Source organism: Acidimicrobiia bacterium (assembly GCA_036396535.1).
Classification (GTDB): Bacteria; Actinomycetota; Acidimicrobiia; order Spongiisociales; family UBA5794; genus DASWKR01.
Genome location: DASWKR010000047.1, coordinates 72,874 through 88,447 on the forward strand (window position 1 = coordinate 72,874; position 15,574 = coordinate 88,447).

Genomic DNA, 15,574 nt, shown 5'->3' on the forward strand with positions numbered 1-15,574 from the left:
CACTCCAGCCAATGGCTGCCTCGCGCTCGCCCGGCGCATCCAGGGCCCGAATCGCGGGCGAATCGGTCGCCGTGCTCATCGGCACCGCGGTCAACGGTGTCGCCGCATACGCCTACATCGCCGTCGGTACGAGGACGTACGGGGACGCTGCCATGGCACCGGTCGCCGTGCTGTGGACGTTCTGGGCGGTGTCGGTCGCCCTCTTCACGTTCCCGATCCAGCACTGGGCGATCAGGAGGATCTCCGTCGACGGCGACACGGCCGGTGTCGGCGGGGCGGTCCCTCGCCTGTCCGCCGTGGCCGTTGCCGTGGCGGCCGCCATCGCCTTGGCGGCCTGGCTGTGGCGGGGGACGTTGTTCGCCGAGGGTTCGGCCGGGTGGCCCCTCCTGGTCTTCGCCGTCATGGCCGGGTCGGCGTTCACGGGGCTGCAGCGGGGCGTGCTGTCCGGGCGGGGCCGCTACTACGCCACTGCGGCGAACATCGCCGCCGAGAACCTGCTGCGGCTCGGGCTGGCCGTCGTCATCGCCGCCATGTCGGATTCGGTGTTGCTGTTTGCCACGGCGCTGGCGTTCGGGCCCCTCGTGGCGGTGTTCTGGCCGGAGGCGGTCCGGCTTCCCCTCAGGGAGCCGAGCCGAGAATCTCCGCTCGGATTCCTCGGCGGGCTCGCCGGCGGGATCCTGGTCGCTCAGGTGATCCTCAACGCCGGGCCGGTCGTGCTGCAGGCGATCGGCGGCTCGGCGGCCGCGGTGACCGGGCTGTTCCTCGCCCTCGCCCTCTTCCGGGCGCCCTACCTCCTGGCCCTCGGGGTGGCCACCCGGGCGACGGAGCCGCTGACGCGGCTCGTCCTGAGCGGCGATTGCCGGGCGGTGCGGCGGGTGGCGACTCGCATCGCCGCTTCGAGCCTGGTCGCCGCCGCCGCCGGATTGGCCGGCGGATACCTGGCCGGGCCGTGGCTGATCGACTTGGTGTTCGCCCCGGGTACGCCGCCCCGAGCTGCCGTCGTGGCGTGGATCGCGGCCGGCACGGCCCTCGCTCTCGGAGGCCTCGGCCTCGTCCTGGTGCTCACGGCCGGGGGGCGCACGGCCGAGATCCAGGTTGCCTGGCTCTTCGGGCTCGTCGCCGGGGCGGTGGCCCTGCTGGCTTGGCGCGGCGACCCCACGGGCCGGGTGGTCGCCGCCTTCGTGGTCGCCGAGCTCTCCGGGTGGCTCGGACTGCTCGGCTTCATCCGGCGCCGCTGAGGCCCCGCCGCCGGTCCCATGGCGACAGGTCGAGGCCGAACTCCTCTGCGAGAGCGCGGTTCGCCTCACGGAAGTAGTCGGCGAGGTCGGCGAGCAGACCGGGCGACAGTCCGGGAGGGCGGGGGCCCGGGTTGACCACGACATCCGGGTCCCGGGGCCGGAAGCCGGGGTCGACGCCAAGCTGCCCGTACAACCGGGCGGCGGCGCCACCGGGTGACGACACCAGATCCTCGAACAGGATGACGACGAGCTGCTCCGAAGGGAAGAGCCCCCGGTACACGGCGAGGTCATCGCGGTAGCGCCCTCTCCTCCGGTAGGCGAAAGGGTCGGAGGCGATCCGGGTGTCGCCGACCTCGAACCATCCGGCGTTGCCTCGTGCCAGGTCGAGGTCGCCCCCGAGCGCCGTCTCGATGTCGCGGGTCTCGACGCCGCTCTCAACGGAGAAGCCGTAATGCGACACCGCCCTGGCGATCGGCTCGCGGAGCACCGCCACGATCGTGGCGGCAGGGTGCGCCTCGGCGATCCGTCGGGCCGCCCTCTCCGACTCGAGGTAGCCGACGCTCTTCTCGCCGAGGGCTGCTGCGTCGCCGGCGTGCCGGAAGTAGGTGTCCAGGTACCAGCCGCCGCCCCGCCCGTGCTGGCCGTCGTCGAGGAAGAACTTCGGCTCGGGCCGCAGCGGGCGCGCCATGGCGATCTCGGGGTGAGCCTCGAGGAGCCGGTAGAGGTATGTCGTGCCGGAGCGCTGCGCCCCGACCACGAAGAAGTGGTCAGGCATCGCCGCCGACGATCTCGCGGATGTGGTAGCCGTGCGGCTCGCTCGACTGGTTGAGCAGCCGGACGACGTACTCGCCGAGCATGCTGGTGATCAGGAGCATCACACCGTTGAGGAACGTCACCATGAGCGCCACCGACGTCCAGCCGGGAACCGTCGTCCCGACGACGATGGCTCGGACGAAGATCACCGCCGTCGCCGCGAACGCCCCGGCGGTGATGATGAGACCCCACCCGCTCACGACGCGCAGCGGGAAGGACGAGTAGTTGAACATGATCCGGAACACGACGGATGCGATCTTCGCCAGGCTGTAGCCACTCTCTCCGACGGCGCGGTCGTGGTGCTCGACCATCAGGTTGGCCCTGCGCCTCGAGAACATGAGGGCCAGGCCGGTGACATACGGGTACGCCGTCTGGTAGGCGACCATCCGGTCGACGACGTCGCGACGAATGCACCGGAAATTCGTCAGCACGAGATCCTTGGGCTTGTCGAAGACCTTGGTGTTCATCCAGCCGACCACCCTGCTTCCCAGACGACGCGTCAGGGAGTGGCGCTTCTCGTGGAATTTCCCGATGACGAGGTCGAGTTGCTCCGCCTCAGCCTTGGCGAGTATCGGACCGATCTCCTCCGGCGGGTTCTGCAGGTCGTCGTCCATCGTGATGACGTACCGGCCACGGCTGAGACGTAGCCCGGCGAACACCGCGGTGTGCTGCCCGTAGTTCTTGAGGAGGTCGACGGCGATGATCTTCGGATTCTCGGCGGCGCGCTCCGAGGCGATCTCCCACGAGCCGTCGCGACTGCCGTCGTTGACGAGGATCAACTCGTAGACGATCCCGGAGTCCTCGCACACCTTGACGGTGCGGTCGATGGTATCTCCGAGGATCCCCTCGCTGTTGTACACCGGGATGACGATGCTGCACGCCGGTTGCGGATTGGTCATCGCGACAGCTCCGCGGTCTTCGTCCTCGGCCGATCGCCCGAAGATAACGCAATCCTGGCGGCGCGCCAGTGCATCGCAGGTCACCCGCTCGATCGGTCTGGGGCGGGCGCTCGTACGAAGACCGTGAAGAGAGCGGAGCCGGCGCCGAGGGCGGCGACCCCGAATCCTGCCGTTCCGAGGAGCACGGCCGCCGAGGATGCGACGAAACCGGTGCCGGCCACGTTGGCGACACCCTCGCTGATCGCAAAGGCGACCGCGCCGCCCGCGAAGACGAGCGGGACGGCACGCCCGGCGGTGTAGGCGACGTCGATCGCCCTCCCTCTGTGCTGCGGCTCGCGATACCAGGCAGCCGCCAGCGCGGCCGAGTAGCCGCCGAGCACGATGACGGACGCCGCCGCCACGCCTCGCAGCCCGAGGCTCCGCTGCAGGGCGACGTAGATCGGCACTGCCGCCACCGTGGCCGCAGAGCCGACGACAACCGGCGTCCACATCTGCGTTCTGGCGTAGAAGGCCCTCGAGAGAACCTGGAGGGCTCCCCAAATCGGGATGGCGAACGAGTAGAAGAACAGCGCGGTGGCGCTTCCCTGGGTGTCCGCCGCGTCGAAGCTGCCCCGCTGGAACAGGGCACGTGTCACCGGCACCGCCATCGCTGCCAGAAGGCCGGTGGCGGCCAGCGAGAGCACGAGAACCCAGCGCATGGCGACGTCGACCGTGTCGGCCATGTCGCGGTGCCTCCGCTCTGCGAACAGCCTGGCGAGCAGCGGGTAGGCAGCCACCCCGGCCGCCTGGGCGATGATCCCGATCGGCACGAACATCGTGCGCCTGGCGTATTGGAGCTGGCTCTGGGCCCCGTCGCCGACGAGATCGCCGAACGTCGACATAAACGTCTCGTCGAGCACGACGATCGACTGGCCGATCATGAGCGGAAGGGCGATCGCCAGGTACTGGACGAGCGCAGGGTGACGCCAGCCGCTCAGCCAGCGAATCCGCATCCCGACCCTTCGGGCGCCCCACCACTGGATGACGAAGTTCCCGAGGAAGGCCCCGACGAGCGCTCCCCACGCGAAGCCCTCCGGATCGGCCGTGCCGGAGGCGGCTGCGTAGCCGACGCCCCCGGCGATGATGGCGACGTTGTAGATGACCGGCGCCAGCGTCGGGATCGTGAAGACGTTGCGGGCGTACTGGACGGCGGTGAACAGCGCCCCGACGACGAAGAACACCTGCGCGGGGAGGACGACCCGGGTCAGATGCGTGGTCGTCGCCACCTGCGCCGGGGTGAAGTCGGGGTAGATGAGGCGGATCACCCATGGTGCGACCACCCATCCGATCGCCACCAGCAGCGTGATGCCGGCGGCGATCGGCCGGACGATGGCGCTGAGGGCCTCCCATCCTCCGGATTCGTCGTCGTCTGCGAGGTACCTCGAGAAGATCGGGATGAACGTGATGGAGAGAAAGCCACCCGCCAGGAGATAGTTGAGGAAGTCGGGAATCCGGAACGCCGCCACGTACTGGTCCGTGACGGCGTCTGCGCCGAGCATGCCGGCGAAGATGATCTCGCGGAGCTGGCCGAGGAGGCGGGACAGGAGCACGCCTCCCGACACGATGAGGGCTGCCTTGCCCATGGTGCGCCGCAATGAGGTGGTCACGGTGCTCGAAGGTAGCTCGACAGGGCCGCCAAGCCGGGTAAGACCGCCTGGGCGGCAGCCCGCCGCGTCAGGCGAGGTCGCGTTTGCGCAGGATGGTCGTCGTCAGCCATAGCGCCAGTGCGATCACGACGAGCACCCGCACGGCGGCGCCGCCGGCTCCAGGCTGCATCGTCCCGAGGGCGAAGTCGGGCACGGCCGCCCCGAACTCGTCCGGGGCGAGACCGACGAGGGCGCCGAAGCCGATCCGCCACGGCGACGTCGCCGCCAATCCGGGAATGGTGCCGGCGACGGCGCTCTCCCATATGAACACGAAGGCGAGCCCGACGATGGTCGCCCGCTCCGTGACGTATCCCAGAGGCACGAAGACGCCGGCATACGCCAACGTCGCCACGAGGGATCCGACGAGGAACGGGACCACGTATCCGAACTCGTCCGTCCTGATGCCCATCACCATCGCCATCGCCAGGGCGCCGACTCCGGTGAGCACGAAGGCGGAGCCGACTGCGGCCACGAGCTTGGCGAAAGCGATGGACACCCGGGGGATGGGGCGCAGGACGATGAAGGAGAGCGTTCCTTCACGGCGCTCCTCGCCGAGCACGGTCGACGCCAATATCAGGGTGATCACCGGAACGGCGACGCTGAACAGCAGGCCGATGGTGACACCGACGAACGGGTCGATCCTGCCCGGGCTCAGCAAGAAGATCGCCGCGGGAGCGAGTGCCAGCAGCGCCAGCCCGATCATCCTCCGGACCCCGAGGACCTGGCGGAACGTCATGGTGACGATGGTGACGATGGCGCTCATCTTCGCCGCACCAGGTAGCGGAAGACGCTCTCCAGGGACTCGTCCTCGGGTCGGAACGTCGTGATCCTGGCGTCGAGATCGCGGGCCACTCTGGCGATGTCTGTGCCGAGCGAGGCCAGGTCGCGGGTCTCGATGTGGATGGAGTCGCCCGACAGGCGGACGCCCTGTACGTACTCGGCGCCGACGAGCGACGTGGCAAGGCCCCTGGAGTCGTCGGACTCGATGAGCACCCGGTACGGGATATCCGTCATCGCCCTGCGGATGGCGGCGACGTCTCCGGCGGCGGCCAGCTTGCCGTCGACCATGGCGATGACCCTGTCCGTCATCCGCTGCACCTCCTCGAGCACGTGCGAGGAGACGATGACCGTGTGCCCGGCGCTGCCGAGCTCCCGGAACAGCCGGATGAGGTGGGCGCGCTGCACCGGGTCCGTCCCGTTGAGAGGCTCGTCGAGGACGAGTATCTGCGGATTGTGGATGAGGGCGGCGGCGACCTTGGTGCGCTGGCGCATACCCTTCGAATACTCCGAGATGGCGCGGTCCGCCGCATCGGTCATCTCGACGGCCCGGAGGACCCGGTCCGCCTCGCCGGCCACATCGGTGACACCCGACAGCTTGGCGGCGTACGTCACGAACTCGCGGGCCGTGAGGAAGCCATACACGGCGTCCTCCTCCGGTACGAGGCCGATCTTCTCGTACACCTCGACGCGGTTGCGGGGCTCGACGCCGAGGACTTGGACGGTTCCTTCGGACGGGAGGATCAATCCCGTGAGCATCCGCAGCAGCGTCGTTTTGCCGGCGCCGTTCGGTCCGAGGAGACCGGTCACTCCCGGTCCGAACGAGCAGGAGACGTCGCTCACCGCCACCTTCTGCCCGAACCACTTCGATACGCCGAGCACCTCGACGGTGGCGTCGGCGACGAAGGCGGGGCTCCTTGCCTCCGAGGTCACATCAGCTCCCGGTAGCGGCGAATGGCGATCCAGCCGGTGGCGATGGCGATGACCGTCAGGATGCCGACCGACGCCCACGGGCTGTAACCGGCTCTGCCCATGATGCTGGCGGATTGCTCGCCGAACACCCAGTCGCGGATCGCCAGGGGGTGGTCCGGGAGCGCCACGAGCGAGACCCAGCGCCCGAGTGTCTCCGCTCCTTCGGACAGGGACTCGGCGAGCACCTGCGACACGAACATGATCCCGAGGAACACGCCCGAGGCCGGCGCCAGACGCTTGGCGAAGATCGAGACGAGGATCGCCGGGCACCCATACGCCACCACGAAGGCGAGCGACGTCGCCAGGATCTTCGGCAGGTTGTCCAGGTTGGCGACCAGCGCCGTCGCCACCCCGTCCGGATCGAGAGACGAGAGCCCGAAGTAGAGGAGGAGCTGCGGGACGATGAGGAACCCGGAGAGCACGATGACGAGCGAGGTGAACCGCGCCAGCAGGTAGTCGCGGGCGGTCAACGGGCGCGAGCTGTAGACCGCCAGGACGCCCTGGACGCGGTCGGGGATGAGCAGCTCCGGAACCGCCAGGGCGATGAAGAGCAGGGTGGATCCCGCCGCCAGGCCGAAGTACTCGGCGTGACCGCCGAATGGGCTCTCGGCGTCCGGTGAGAACGTCGACAGGAAGAAGGCGAGCCCGACGAAGACGATCGCCGGTAGCAGGGCCACCCCGAACAAGACCCACGGCAGCACCTTCTTGCGGGCCTTGCGCCTCAGCCCGAGGACCCGTCTCACCCCGTCGAGGATGACCGCCTTGAAGGCGCCGCGTCTGCCGAGCCGGGGACCGCTGTGTGGGACGTACCCGAGGTCGAAGACTGCGCCTGTTGGTTCTGTCGTCACGTCGTGTCCTCCGCGCCGCCCTCCAGGAAGATGTCCTCGAGGGTGGTGCGCTTGGCCCCCATCGACCGAATTCCGATGCCGGTGTCGACGAGGACGTCACGGATGAGCGCGAAAGGGTCTCCGTTGACGTGGTCGAACTCGATCATGTGATGGCGGATCGTCACCTCGGCGCCCCGCCTGCGGAGCTCGGCGACGACGACGTCCTGTCCCGAGAGCACCTCGACCTCGACCGTCGAGGTGTCGGTGAGGCCCGCCAGCGGACCGTTCCTCAGGACCCTGCCCCCATCGAGCATCACCACCCAGTCGCACGTCCGCTCGATGTCCGACAGCACGTGCGACGAGCTGAGCACGTTGATCCCGAAGCTGCCGAGCCTGGCGATGAGGTCGAGCATCTCGTCGCGTCCCTCGGGGTCGAGGCCTGCCGTCGGCTCGTCGAGGAACACGAGTTCCGGGTCGTGCACGATCGCCTGGGCGAGCATCGCCCGCTGCTTCATCCCGGTGGAGAACTCCCCGAGGAAGCGGAAGCGCTCCTCGTGGAGCCCGACGAGTGTCAGCACGTCGGACGCCCTCTGCCTGGCCGCCTTGGCCGGGATCCCAGCCAGCTCGGCGGCGTAGACGGTGAAGTCGGCGGCCGTCTGGTCGAGCGGGAGGCAGCTCCCCTCCGGCATGTAGCCGACCCGAGCTCGGACGGTCGTCGGGTCCGGCTGGACGCTCTCGCCGAACACCGAGACGGTCCCCTCCGTCGGGACGAGGATGCCGAGGAGGATCCTGATGAACGTGCTCTTGCCTGCGCCGTTGGCGCCGACGAGGCCGATGCGACCAGGCGGCACGTCGAGGTCGACGTGGTGGAGGGCGACGATGTCGCCGTACGCGTGGCCGAGCCCGGTGACTGAGATGATCGGCTCGGACATGTCGCCGAACACTACTTGCGGCGCTCGAGGAGCTCTTTCGCTTTCCGTTTGCCGGCGTCGAGGGCGCGTCTGGCGACCTCGAACTCGGTGGCGAGGATGGCGAGGCCTGCGAGCACGATCGGTGTTCCCGGCCCGGGTAGCGGCATCAGCGCAATCCCGGCGGCGGTGACCGTCCCACCGATGACCCCGATGGCGACCTTGCGGACGGCTCGCATCGGCGTGAGGGTTCCGACCTCCGGGTCGTTGTCGACCGGGTCGGCGTCGACCTCGACGGGGTCCGCCGTCTCCTCGGGAAGCGTCTGGTCGCCCATGTGACCCAATGGTATCGGTCGCGACGCGCAACAGGACGGGGCCCCTACCTCAACGGGAGAGGCCTCTCCTCGTCGAGGAGAGGCGCTACTTGACGGGTGCGGCGCCTTCGCCGGTATCGTCGCACGTCGATGGAGACCGCGTTCGCGACGCTGGCGGCGGTCGTCGCCTCGGGATTCGCCCTCGACTTGTGGCGAAGCCACCTGGCGCGGCCGCGTCCGCACGCCGCCGCCTGGGCGGCGGGCGTGACGTTGTACGCCCTCGCCTCCTCGGCCCTGGCATTCGGCCTGGCGTTCGGATGGTCCGACACCAGCTTCAGGGTGTTCTACGTGTTCGGGGCCGTCGCCAACATCCCGGTCCTCGCCCTCGGCTCGATGTACCTGGTGGTCGGGCCGAAGGCGGGCCGTCGCATGCTGCTGGTGCTCATCTGGTTCTTGGGTGCCGCAGTGTGGGTCGTGCTCGCCGCGGTGCCGGTGACACCGGTGGCCGAGGTCGGCGTGCCCGAGGGCTCCGAGGTCTTCGATTCGCCGCTCACGGAGATCTCGGGTGGCGCCATGCTCCCGAGCCCCCGGATATTCGCCGCGGTAGCGGGCGGGGTCGGAACGCTGCTCATCGTCGGGCTCGCCATCGCATCGACCGTCAGGGCCCGGGCGATGCGGTCGGTGGTGGTCGGAAACCTGCTGATCGTGGCGGGCACGGTCGTCCCCGCCGTCGGGGGATCGCTCACGGCGCTCGGCGAAGGAGGTGGCTTCGCCGCCTCGCTCCTCGGGGGGGCGGTGCTCCTCTGGGCGGGCTTCCGCGTGGCGTCGACGCGGCGGAGTAGTGCGACGATGGGAGCAGAATGACACGACCCAAGAGGAAGCCGAAGCAGCCAGTGGCACCGCCGAACCGACGCGAGATGTGGACCGGCATCGCCTTCGCCGCCGCCAGCCTCGCCGCCATCGCCACTGCCGTGCTGGGAGAGCGCGTCGTGTCGGATGCCCGCCCCGGTATCGGCCGACTCCAGTGGATCGCCTTCGCGATCGCCCTCGGGTGCGGCGTGGTCGCCGCCTTCATGCTCGTCCGATACCGTCCGTGGCCTGTGAGGGTGGAGAGCGCATTCGAGAGCCTCGGGTTCGGGGTGGGCCTCGCCGCCGCAGGAGGAGTCGTCGCGGTGTTCGGGGGGCTCGCCGACGGTATCGGTGTCGGTAGCGGCGACTTCGGTGTTCTCCAGGCGGCGGTCGTGACGTTCGGCCTCGTGGTCGCAGCCTTCGGAGCCGCGGTCATCGCCACCGCCCGCAGGCTCGGCTGAACGGTCGCGTGATGGCACTGCGCCTCAGTGAGGAACCACGGCGCGCCTCGGGACGACCTTGCGCTCCGCCCGGTCGGTCCACATGACGCCGGCGAGTATCAGGAGGCCGCCGATCGCGATCCCGGCCTCGAGCCGCTCGTCGATGAGGACGATGCCGGTCACGAGGGCGACAAACGGCACGAGATAGCCGATGAGGCTCGCTCGCGTCGTCGAGACGTGTCGCAGGAGCCAGTAGAACAGCAGGAACGGCACCACGCTGCCCATCAACACGAGGTATCCCAAGAGGACCATGGCCCAGGTGGTCGGCACGGCAGGCGTCCCTTCGACGAACAGTGTCACGACGGTGAGCCACACGAACGCCAGGGCGCTCTGGATGCCGGTGATCTCGAGCACGCCGTAGTGGTGCGACTGATGCTTGGCGATGATGCCGGACACCGAGATCGAGACGACCGCCACGATGCCGAGCCCGAAGGCGAGAACCGGTCTGCCTCCTTCGGCCAATCCGCTGTCGCCCGAGAGCAGCATCACGCCGACCCCGGCGAGCGCGATGAGCAAACCGAGCGCTTTGCCGGCCGACATCGGCTCGTCGGGGAGGGCGAAATGGGCGATCGTCGCCGTGCCGAGCGGGAACAGCGCCGCCAGGAGGCCGACGAAACCGGCAGAGGCGTTCTGGTACGCCAGGGTGAAGAGCACGTACGGCAGCGCGATCTGGAAGACCGAGAACGTCAGTCCGTTTCGCCATGTGGCACGGTCGAGAGGAACCGGGCGTCGCATCGCCACCAGGATCGCCAGGACGACGAGCGCACCGCCGAGCGCCCGCACCGTCACGAGCGTGTACGGGGGAACTCCGGCGTTGAGGGCCGCCCGGGTGGCGACGCCTGACGTCCCGAATCCGACGGCGGCCGCGGCGATCGCCGCCCAGACACGGGAGCTCATCGGGCGATGCTACGCCGTTAGCCTCAGGTCGATGACGCACCATCTGGCGCAGCTCAACATCGCCAGGATGCGCTTCCCGCTCGACGATCTCGGGATGAAGGGTTTCGTCGATCAACTCGAGCCGGTGAACGCCCTGGCCGACGCGGCCTCCGGCTTCGTCTGGCGTCTCCAGACGGAAGACGGGGACGCAACTTCGATCCGAGCCTTCGACGACGACATGCTGCTCATCAACATGTCGCTGTGGGAATCCATCGAAGCACTGCGGGAGTTCGTCTATCGCTCGAACCACCTCGGCGTGCTGAGAGACCGGGCTTCGTGGTTCGACCGCATGGACGAGCCTCACATGGTGCTGTGGTGGGAGCCCGCCGGGAGGGTCCCGACCATCCACGAGGCGAAGGATCGCTTGCAGCACCTGCGGAGCAGCGGGCCGTCGCAGTGCGCCTTCACGTTCAAGGAGACCTTCCCGGCGGCCTGAGGCCGCCGGGCCTTTCCCGGCGGCGTGAGGCCGCCGTGGGTCACCTAGCGGCGCCGTCGACCCCGCCACCCTTGGTACACGTAGCGCCACAGGGGTTGCGGACGAACCTCGCCCGTCTTCTCGGCATCTGCCGGAGAGGACTGCGGCACGGCGTCGGCGCCGACGGTTGTCGCTCTCGCCTCGGTGAGCTCCCCGCGCAACTCGACGAGGCGCTCGCGAAGGAAGCGCGCCTCCGTCTCGGCCTTGGCGGCTCGCTCCCTCGCTTCGGCGAGCTGCTGGCCCGCCTCGTGGAGGTTCCCGAGCTGCATGAGCATCTTGTCCCACGCCGCGATCGGCACGATCATCGTCTCCCCGGTTCGATCCGGTGGTGCCGATCGCCCAACCGGGGACTCGACCGGCGGAGCCGAGACGGCCGTCCGGGTTGGGCCTGGGTGCGACGCCGGGGGGCCGGCGGTGGCGACGTCGGGCCGGATGGTGATGTCCCTTCCGAGCTCTGCCGCCCGGGCGATCACGCCTTCCATGCTGACCATCCGCAGGTTGTGGCGGGCGTCGACGTACGAGGGGATCGCCCCGCGCCTCGCCCACTTCCTGAGGGTGTCGACCGGGATGCCCGTAACGTCGTTGGCGTCTCGCAGCGTCGTGAACCCCGGTTCTGATCGACTCTCATCGCGGTGCGGGGGCGGCGCGGCGACGGAGCGGCGATCGGTAGTCTCCCGCATCGCCTCCGTCTCCCAGAGAAAGGCCGGATCGTGTCGCATCCTGCGACATGTTACGGACTGGCCGCCGGGCAGGGTGATCCCGTGAGGCCCGAGCAGTGGCCCGCCCGGGCCGGTCCCTAGGATTGGCGAAGCTGGAAGGGGCCCGCCGCAGATGCAACCCATGCCGAATGCCGAGGAGATCCGCGAGCTCGTGGAGCGCATCGTGGACGGGCTCGGCCCGCATGGCTCGGCCGACGGGATCGCCGCCGGCGACGCAGCGGAGGAGTCCGGCGCCGAGCACACGACGGACCACCACGCCCCGGCTGCACCGAGCAGCGAGACGGTGTCCCCCGGCGCCCCGGGCGGGCGCATCGCCGTCGGAGCGGACCACGGGGGCTATGCCCTCAAGGAGCGCATCGCCTTCAAGCTCAAGGAAGCCGGATACGAGGTCCACGATTGCGGAACCCAGTCGATGGAGCCCGTCGACTACCCGGACCTGGCGCACGCGGTCGCCGGTGAGGTGGCGTCCGGATCGTCGATCTACGGGATCATCGTCGACGGGGCCGGGATCGGGTCCGCCATCGTGGCGAACAAGGTCCCGGGCGTGCGGGCGGCCCTGTGCTACGACCTGTCGTCCGCCCGCAACTCGCGCGAGCACAACCACGCCAACGTGCTCACCCTCGGCGCCGGGCTCATCGGCGAGGCCCTCGCCTGGCAGATCGTCCAGGAGTGGCTCGGCACCGACTGGGGGCCGGGCCGGCACGCCCGGCGGGTCGAGAAGATCACCGACGTCGAACGAGCCTATGCGAGGCCGCAGTGACCGAGCGCGACCGCATCATCGAGGCCGTGACCCGCGAGGTGATTGCGGCGATCGCCCTCGGGGACTTCTGCCGAACCCCCGAGCAGGTGAGGAAGGTGGTCGCCAACGGGGCCGACCGGGTCAGCTTCAGCGGGGTTGCATCGGATGTCCCCCTCGACCTGGCGCACTACATCGACCACACGCTCCTCAGGGCGGACGCCACCGCCTCCGAGATCGACACGCTGTGCGCCGAGGCCGCCGCCTACCACTTCGCCTCGGTGTGCATCAATCCGACGTGGGTGCGGCGCTGCGCAGACAACCTCAAGGGAAGCGATGCCGTCGTGTGCACGGTCATCGGCTTCCCGCTCGGGGCGACGACGCCCGAGATCAAGGCAATGGAGGCCCGCAAGGCGCTGCGCGACGGCGCCCGTGAGGTCGACATGGTCATCAACGTCGGTGCGGTCAAGTCCGGCGACTGGGCCCTCGTGAAGACCGACATCTCCAAGGTCGTCGACGCCGCCCACGAGTCCGGAGCGATCTGCAAGGTGATCCTGGAGACGGCGCTGCTGTCGGACGAGGAGAAGGTGCGGGCTTCTGCGACCGCCAAAGCGGCCAAGGCGGATTTCGTGAAGACGTCGACCGGGTTCGGTCCGGGGGGCGCCACCGTGTACGACGTGGCGCTGATGCGGGAGACCGTGGGACCCGAGATGGGGGTGAAGGCGTCGGGGGGAGTGAGGACCGCCGAGGACGCCGAGAGCATGATCGCCGCCGGAGCGACCAGAATCGGGGCGTCCGCCGGAGTGCAGATCGTGGGCGGCGACCAGGGAGAGGGCAGTGGCGACCGGTATTGACCTGAGAACGTACGCGTTCCTCGACAGCTTGCAACCGCAGTACGCCGCCTTCCTCGGCACGATCGCCCAGGGTTTCCTGCCCCTCGCCGGCGACTCGTCGCTGTACGTCGAGATCGCTCCCGGCATCGAGATCAACCGGATCACCGACATCGCCCTCAAGGCGACGACCGTCAAACCGGGGATGCAGATCGTCGAGCGGGTCTTCGGCCTCCTCGAGGTGCATTCGCCCGACCAGGCGGACACCAGGGCGGCAGGAGCGGCGATCCTCGATGCCATCGGCGTCACCGAGGCGGACAGGGTCAAGCCCAAGGTCGTGTCGAGCCAGATCATCAGGCGAGTCGACGACCACCAGGCGCAACTCATCAACCGGATGCGCCACGGCCAGATGCTCATCCCCGGCCAGACGCTCTACGTCCTCGAGTGCGACCCGGCCGGGTACGCGGCGCTTGCCGCCAACGAAGCCGAGAAGGCGGCCAACATCAACGTCCTCGAGGTTCGCTCCTTCGGCGCCGTCGGCCGGGTGTACCTCGGGGGCGAGGAGCGCGACATCGAAGTCGGGTGGCAGGCGGCCGTGGCGTCGCTCGAAGGTCTCGAAGGTCGGGAAACGTGAACACGAAACACGAGGAAGGGAGCTGCATCGATGGCTGATGCGCTTGGCATGATCGAGGCGCGTGGCTTCGCGGCAATGGTCGAGGCCGCCGACGCGATGGTGAAGGCCGCCAAGGTCGAGCTCGTCGCGTACGAGAAGACCGGAGGCGGCTACGTCACTGCGATCGTTCGCGGCGACGTCGCAGCAGTGAAGGCCGCCATCGACGCCGGCGTTCGCGGCGCCGAGAAGGTCGGCGAGGTGATCGCGACCCACGTCATCGCACGCCCGCACCTGAACATCGATGCCGTGCTGCCGCTCGGGCGCGGCGAGGAGGCGGCCGCCGAGCTCGGCTGACAGAACCGGAGGGCCGCCAATGCAACTCGGAATGGTCGCCGGCACGCTCGTGGCGAGCCGCAAGGAACCCCTCATGGAGGGGATGAAGTTCCTCGTGCTTCGTCAACTCGACTCCGAGGGCGCCGCCTCGGGCGGGTACGTCGTCGCCGTCGACGCGGTCGGCGCAGGCGTCGGCGAGGTGGTCATGTACGCCTCGGGCAGCTCGGCCCGCCAGACCGACGTGACCCGTGACCGGCCGTGCGACGCCGTCGTCATGGCGATCGTCGACACCTGGGAGGTCGACGGGGAAGTGAAGTACACGAAGTGAGGCCGCCGTGCTGACGGACGACCAGGTCAACGAGATCATCGCCCGGGTCAAGGGCAGGGTCGCCGCCGCCGAGCACGCCGCCAGGCAGGGCCCGGCACTGCGAGCAGCCGACGAGCTGGCGATGGACGCCGACCGGCTCGGCGACGGCATATACCCCACCATCGACGAGGCGGTCAAGGCCGCCGGCAGAGCGTTCGTCGCCTACCGGGACCTCGGGCTCGACGGCCGCTACGCCATCGTCGACGCCATGCGGGCGGCGATGCTTCGTGAGGGCGAGCGGCTGGCCTACATGGCCCGCGAGGAGACCGGGCTCGGCAGGGCCGAGGACAAGGTCATCAAGAACCGGCTCGTCACCACGAGGACCCCCGGTCCGGAGGACCTCGAGCCGCAAGCCGTGACGGGCGATCAGGGGATGATGGTCACCGAGTACGCCCCGTACGGCACGATCGGGGCGATCACCCCGACGACGAACCCGACGTCGACCATCATCAACAACGCCATCGCCAGCGTCGCCGCCGGCAACTCCGTCGTCTTCAACGTCCACCCCAATGCGAAGCGGGTCTCGGTCGAGAACGTCCAGGTCTTCAACAGGGCGATCGTGGCGGCGGGTGGCCCTCCCGATCTCGTCACTGCGATCCCCGAGCCGACTCTCGAGTCCGCCAAGGAGCTCATGGAGCACCCCGATGTGCGGGTGCTCCTGGTGACCGGAGGCCCGGGCGTCGTCAGGGAGGCGCTGCGCACGCCCAAGAAGGCGATCACGGCAGGTCCGGGCAACCCACCCGCAGTCGTCGACCCGACGGCAGACGTCGAGGCTGCCGGGCG

Annotated in this window: 20 protein-coding genes; 10 read left to right on the forward strand and 10 right to left on the reverse strand. The window is 69.3% G+C overall.

Features of this window, described 5'->3' with window-relative positions; translation table 11 throughout:
- The first annotated feature begins 11 nt into the window (after window positions 1–11).
- Window positions 12–1,238 (forward strand): hypothetical protein, encoded by a 1,227-nt coding sequence (locus tag VGC47_08180; GenBank protein ID HEX9855275.1) that lies wholly within the window; start codon window positions 12–14, stop codon window positions 1,236–1,238.
- Here the strand turns inward: VGC47_08180 and VGC47_08185 are convergent.
- The 8 genes from VGC47_08185 to VGC47_08220 all read right to left on the reverse strand — a co-directional run bounded on the left by VGC47_08185 (window position 1,222) and on the right by VGC47_08220 (window position 8,454).
- Window positions 1,222–2,013 carry a sulfotransferase gene (locus VGC47_08185; protein HEX9855276.1) on the reverse strand — a complete coding sequence of 264 codons (792 nt, stop codon included), beginning with the start codon at window positions 2,011–2,013 and terminating at the stop codon, window positions 1,222–1,224. The genes VGC47_08180 and VGC47_08185 overlap by 17 nt on opposite strands.
- Window positions 2,006–2,950: a glycosyltransferase family 2 protein gene (locus tag VGC47_08190; protein ID HEX9855277.1), complete on the reverse strand. Its 945-nt coding sequence runs from the start codon at window positions 2,948–2,950 to the stop codon at window positions 2,006–2,008. Before VGC47_08190 ends, VGC47_08185 begins: the two co-directional genes overlap by 8 nt.
- An 80-nt stretch (window positions 2,951–3,030) precedes the next feature.
- Window positions 3,031–4,596: a murein biosynthesis integral membrane protein MurJ gene (gene murJ, locus VGC47_08195; protein ID HEX9855278.1), complete on the reverse strand. Its 1,566-nt coding sequence runs from the start codon at window positions 4,594–4,596 to the stop codon at window positions 3,031–3,033.
- Between the two features lie 67 nt (window positions 4,597–4,663).
- Window positions 4,664–5,398, reverse strand: a complete 735-nt coding sequence (locus tag VGC47_08200) for an ABC transporter permease (protein HEX9855279.1) — start codon at window positions 5,396–5,398, stop codon at window positions 4,664–4,666.
- Window positions 5,395–6,345 (reverse strand): ABC transporter ATP-binding protein, encoded by a 951-nt coding sequence (locus VGC47_08205; protein ID HEX9855280.1) that lies wholly within the window; start codon window positions 6,343–6,345, stop codon window positions 5,395–5,397. Before VGC47_08205 ends, VGC47_08200 begins: the two co-directional genes overlap by 4 nt.
- Window positions 6,342–7,232: a hypothetical protein gene (locus VGC47_08210; GenBank protein ID HEX9855281.1), complete on the reverse strand. Its 891-nt coding sequence runs from the start codon at window positions 7,230–7,232 to the stop codon at window positions 6,342–6,344. Before VGC47_08210 ends, VGC47_08205 begins: the two co-directional genes overlap by 4 nt.
- Window positions 7,229–8,143 (reverse strand): ABC transporter ATP-binding protein, encoded by a 915-nt coding sequence (locus tag VGC47_08215; GenBank protein HEX9855282.1) that lies wholly within the window; start codon window positions 8,141–8,143, stop codon window positions 7,229–7,231. The genes VGC47_08210 and VGC47_08215 overlap by 4 nt, the downstream gene beginning before the upstream one ends.
- Window positions 8,144–8,154: 11 nt before the next feature.
- Entirely contained in the window at window positions 8,155–8,454 is a 300-nt protein-coding gene (locus VGC47_08220) for a PGPGW domain-containing protein (protein ID HEX9855283.1), read from the reverse strand.
- A 129-nt stretch (window positions 8,455–8,583) separates the two neighbouring features.
- On the opposite strand from VGC47_08220, the gene VGC47_08225 reads away from it, so the two are divergent.
- Both VGC47_08225 and VGC47_08230 read left to right on the forward strand, forming a co-directional pair.
- On the forward strand, window positions 8,584–9,297 hold the full coding sequence (locus VGC47_08225; GenBank protein HEX9855284.1) for a hypothetical protein: 714 nt from the start codon (window positions 8,584–8,586) through the stop codon (window positions 9,295–9,297).
- A complete protein-coding gene (locus tag VGC47_08230) occupies window positions 9,294–9,743 on the forward strand; it encodes a hypothetical protein (protein ID HEX9855285.1) in 450 nt (149 codons plus the stop codon). Before VGC47_08225 ends, VGC47_08230 begins: the two co-directional genes overlap by 4 nt.
- A 24-nt stretch (window positions 9,744–9,767) precedes the next feature.
- Here the strand turns inward: VGC47_08230 and VGC47_08235 are convergent, their stop codons facing one another.
- On the reverse strand, window positions 9,768–10,679 hold the full coding sequence (locus tag VGC47_08235; GenBank protein ID HEX9855286.1) for a DMT family transporter: 912 nt from the start codon (window positions 10,677–10,679) through the stop codon (window positions 9,768–9,770).
- A gap of 31 nt (window positions 10,680–10,710) precedes the next feature.
- On the opposite strand from VGC47_08235, the gene VGC47_08240 reads away from it, so the two are divergent.
- Complete coding sequence (locus VGC47_08240) at window positions 10,711–11,154, forward strand: DUF3291 domain-containing protein (protein HEX9855287.1); 444 nt, start codon at window positions 10,711–10,713, stop codon at window positions 11,152–11,154.
- A 44-nt stretch (window positions 11,155–11,198) separates the two neighbouring features.
- Here VGC47_08240 and VGC47_08245 read toward each other — a convergent pair whose 3' ends face one another.
- Entirely contained in the window at window positions 11,199–11,912 is a 714-nt protein-coding gene (locus VGC47_08245; GenBank protein ID HEX9855288.1) for a hypothetical protein, read from the reverse strand.
- A gap of 112 nt (window positions 11,913–12,024) precedes the next feature.
- On the opposite strand from VGC47_08245, the gene rpiB reads away from it, so the two are divergent.
- From rpiB to VGC47_08275, 6 genes are all read left to right on the forward strand, one after another.
- On the forward strand, window positions 12,025–12,672 hold the full coding sequence (gene rpiB, locus VGC47_08250; GenBank protein HEX9855289.1) for a ribose 5-phosphate isomerase B: 648 nt from the start codon (window positions 12,025–12,027) through the stop codon (window positions 12,670–12,672).
- Window positions 12,673–12,830: 158 nt separating this feature from the next.
- Window positions 12,831–13,502 carry a deoxyribose-phosphate aldolase gene (gene deoC, locus VGC47_08255; GenBank protein HEX9855290.1) on the forward strand — a complete coding sequence of 224 codons (672 nt, stop codon included), beginning with the start codon at window positions 12,831–12,833 and terminating at the stop codon, window positions 13,500–13,502.
- A complete protein-coding gene (locus VGC47_08260) occupies window positions 13,486–14,112 on the forward strand; it encodes a hypothetical protein (GenBank protein ID HEX9855291.1) in 627 nt (208 codons plus the stop codon). Before deoC ends, VGC47_08260 begins: the two co-directional genes overlap by 17 nt.
- A 30-nt stretch (window positions 14,113–14,142) precedes the next feature.
- Window positions 14,143–14,445: a BMC domain-containing protein gene (locus tag VGC47_08265; GenBank protein ID HEX9855292.1), complete on the forward strand. Its 303-nt coding sequence runs from the start codon at window positions 14,143–14,145 to the stop codon at window positions 14,443–14,445.
- 19 nt (window positions 14,446–14,464) lie between these two features.
- The gene (locus VGC47_08270) at window positions 14,465–14,752 is read left to right on the forward strand and encodes a EutN/CcmL family microcompartment protein (protein ID HEX9855293.1); all 288 of its coding nucleotides are present in this window, start codon (window positions 14,465–14,467) and stop codon (window positions 14,750–14,752) included.
- A 7-nt stretch (window positions 14,753–14,759) separates the two neighbouring features.
- A partial coding sequence (locus VGC47_08275; protein HEX9855294.1) for an aldehyde dehydrogenase family protein occupies window positions 14,760–15,574 on the forward strand: 815 nt, incomplete at its 3' end.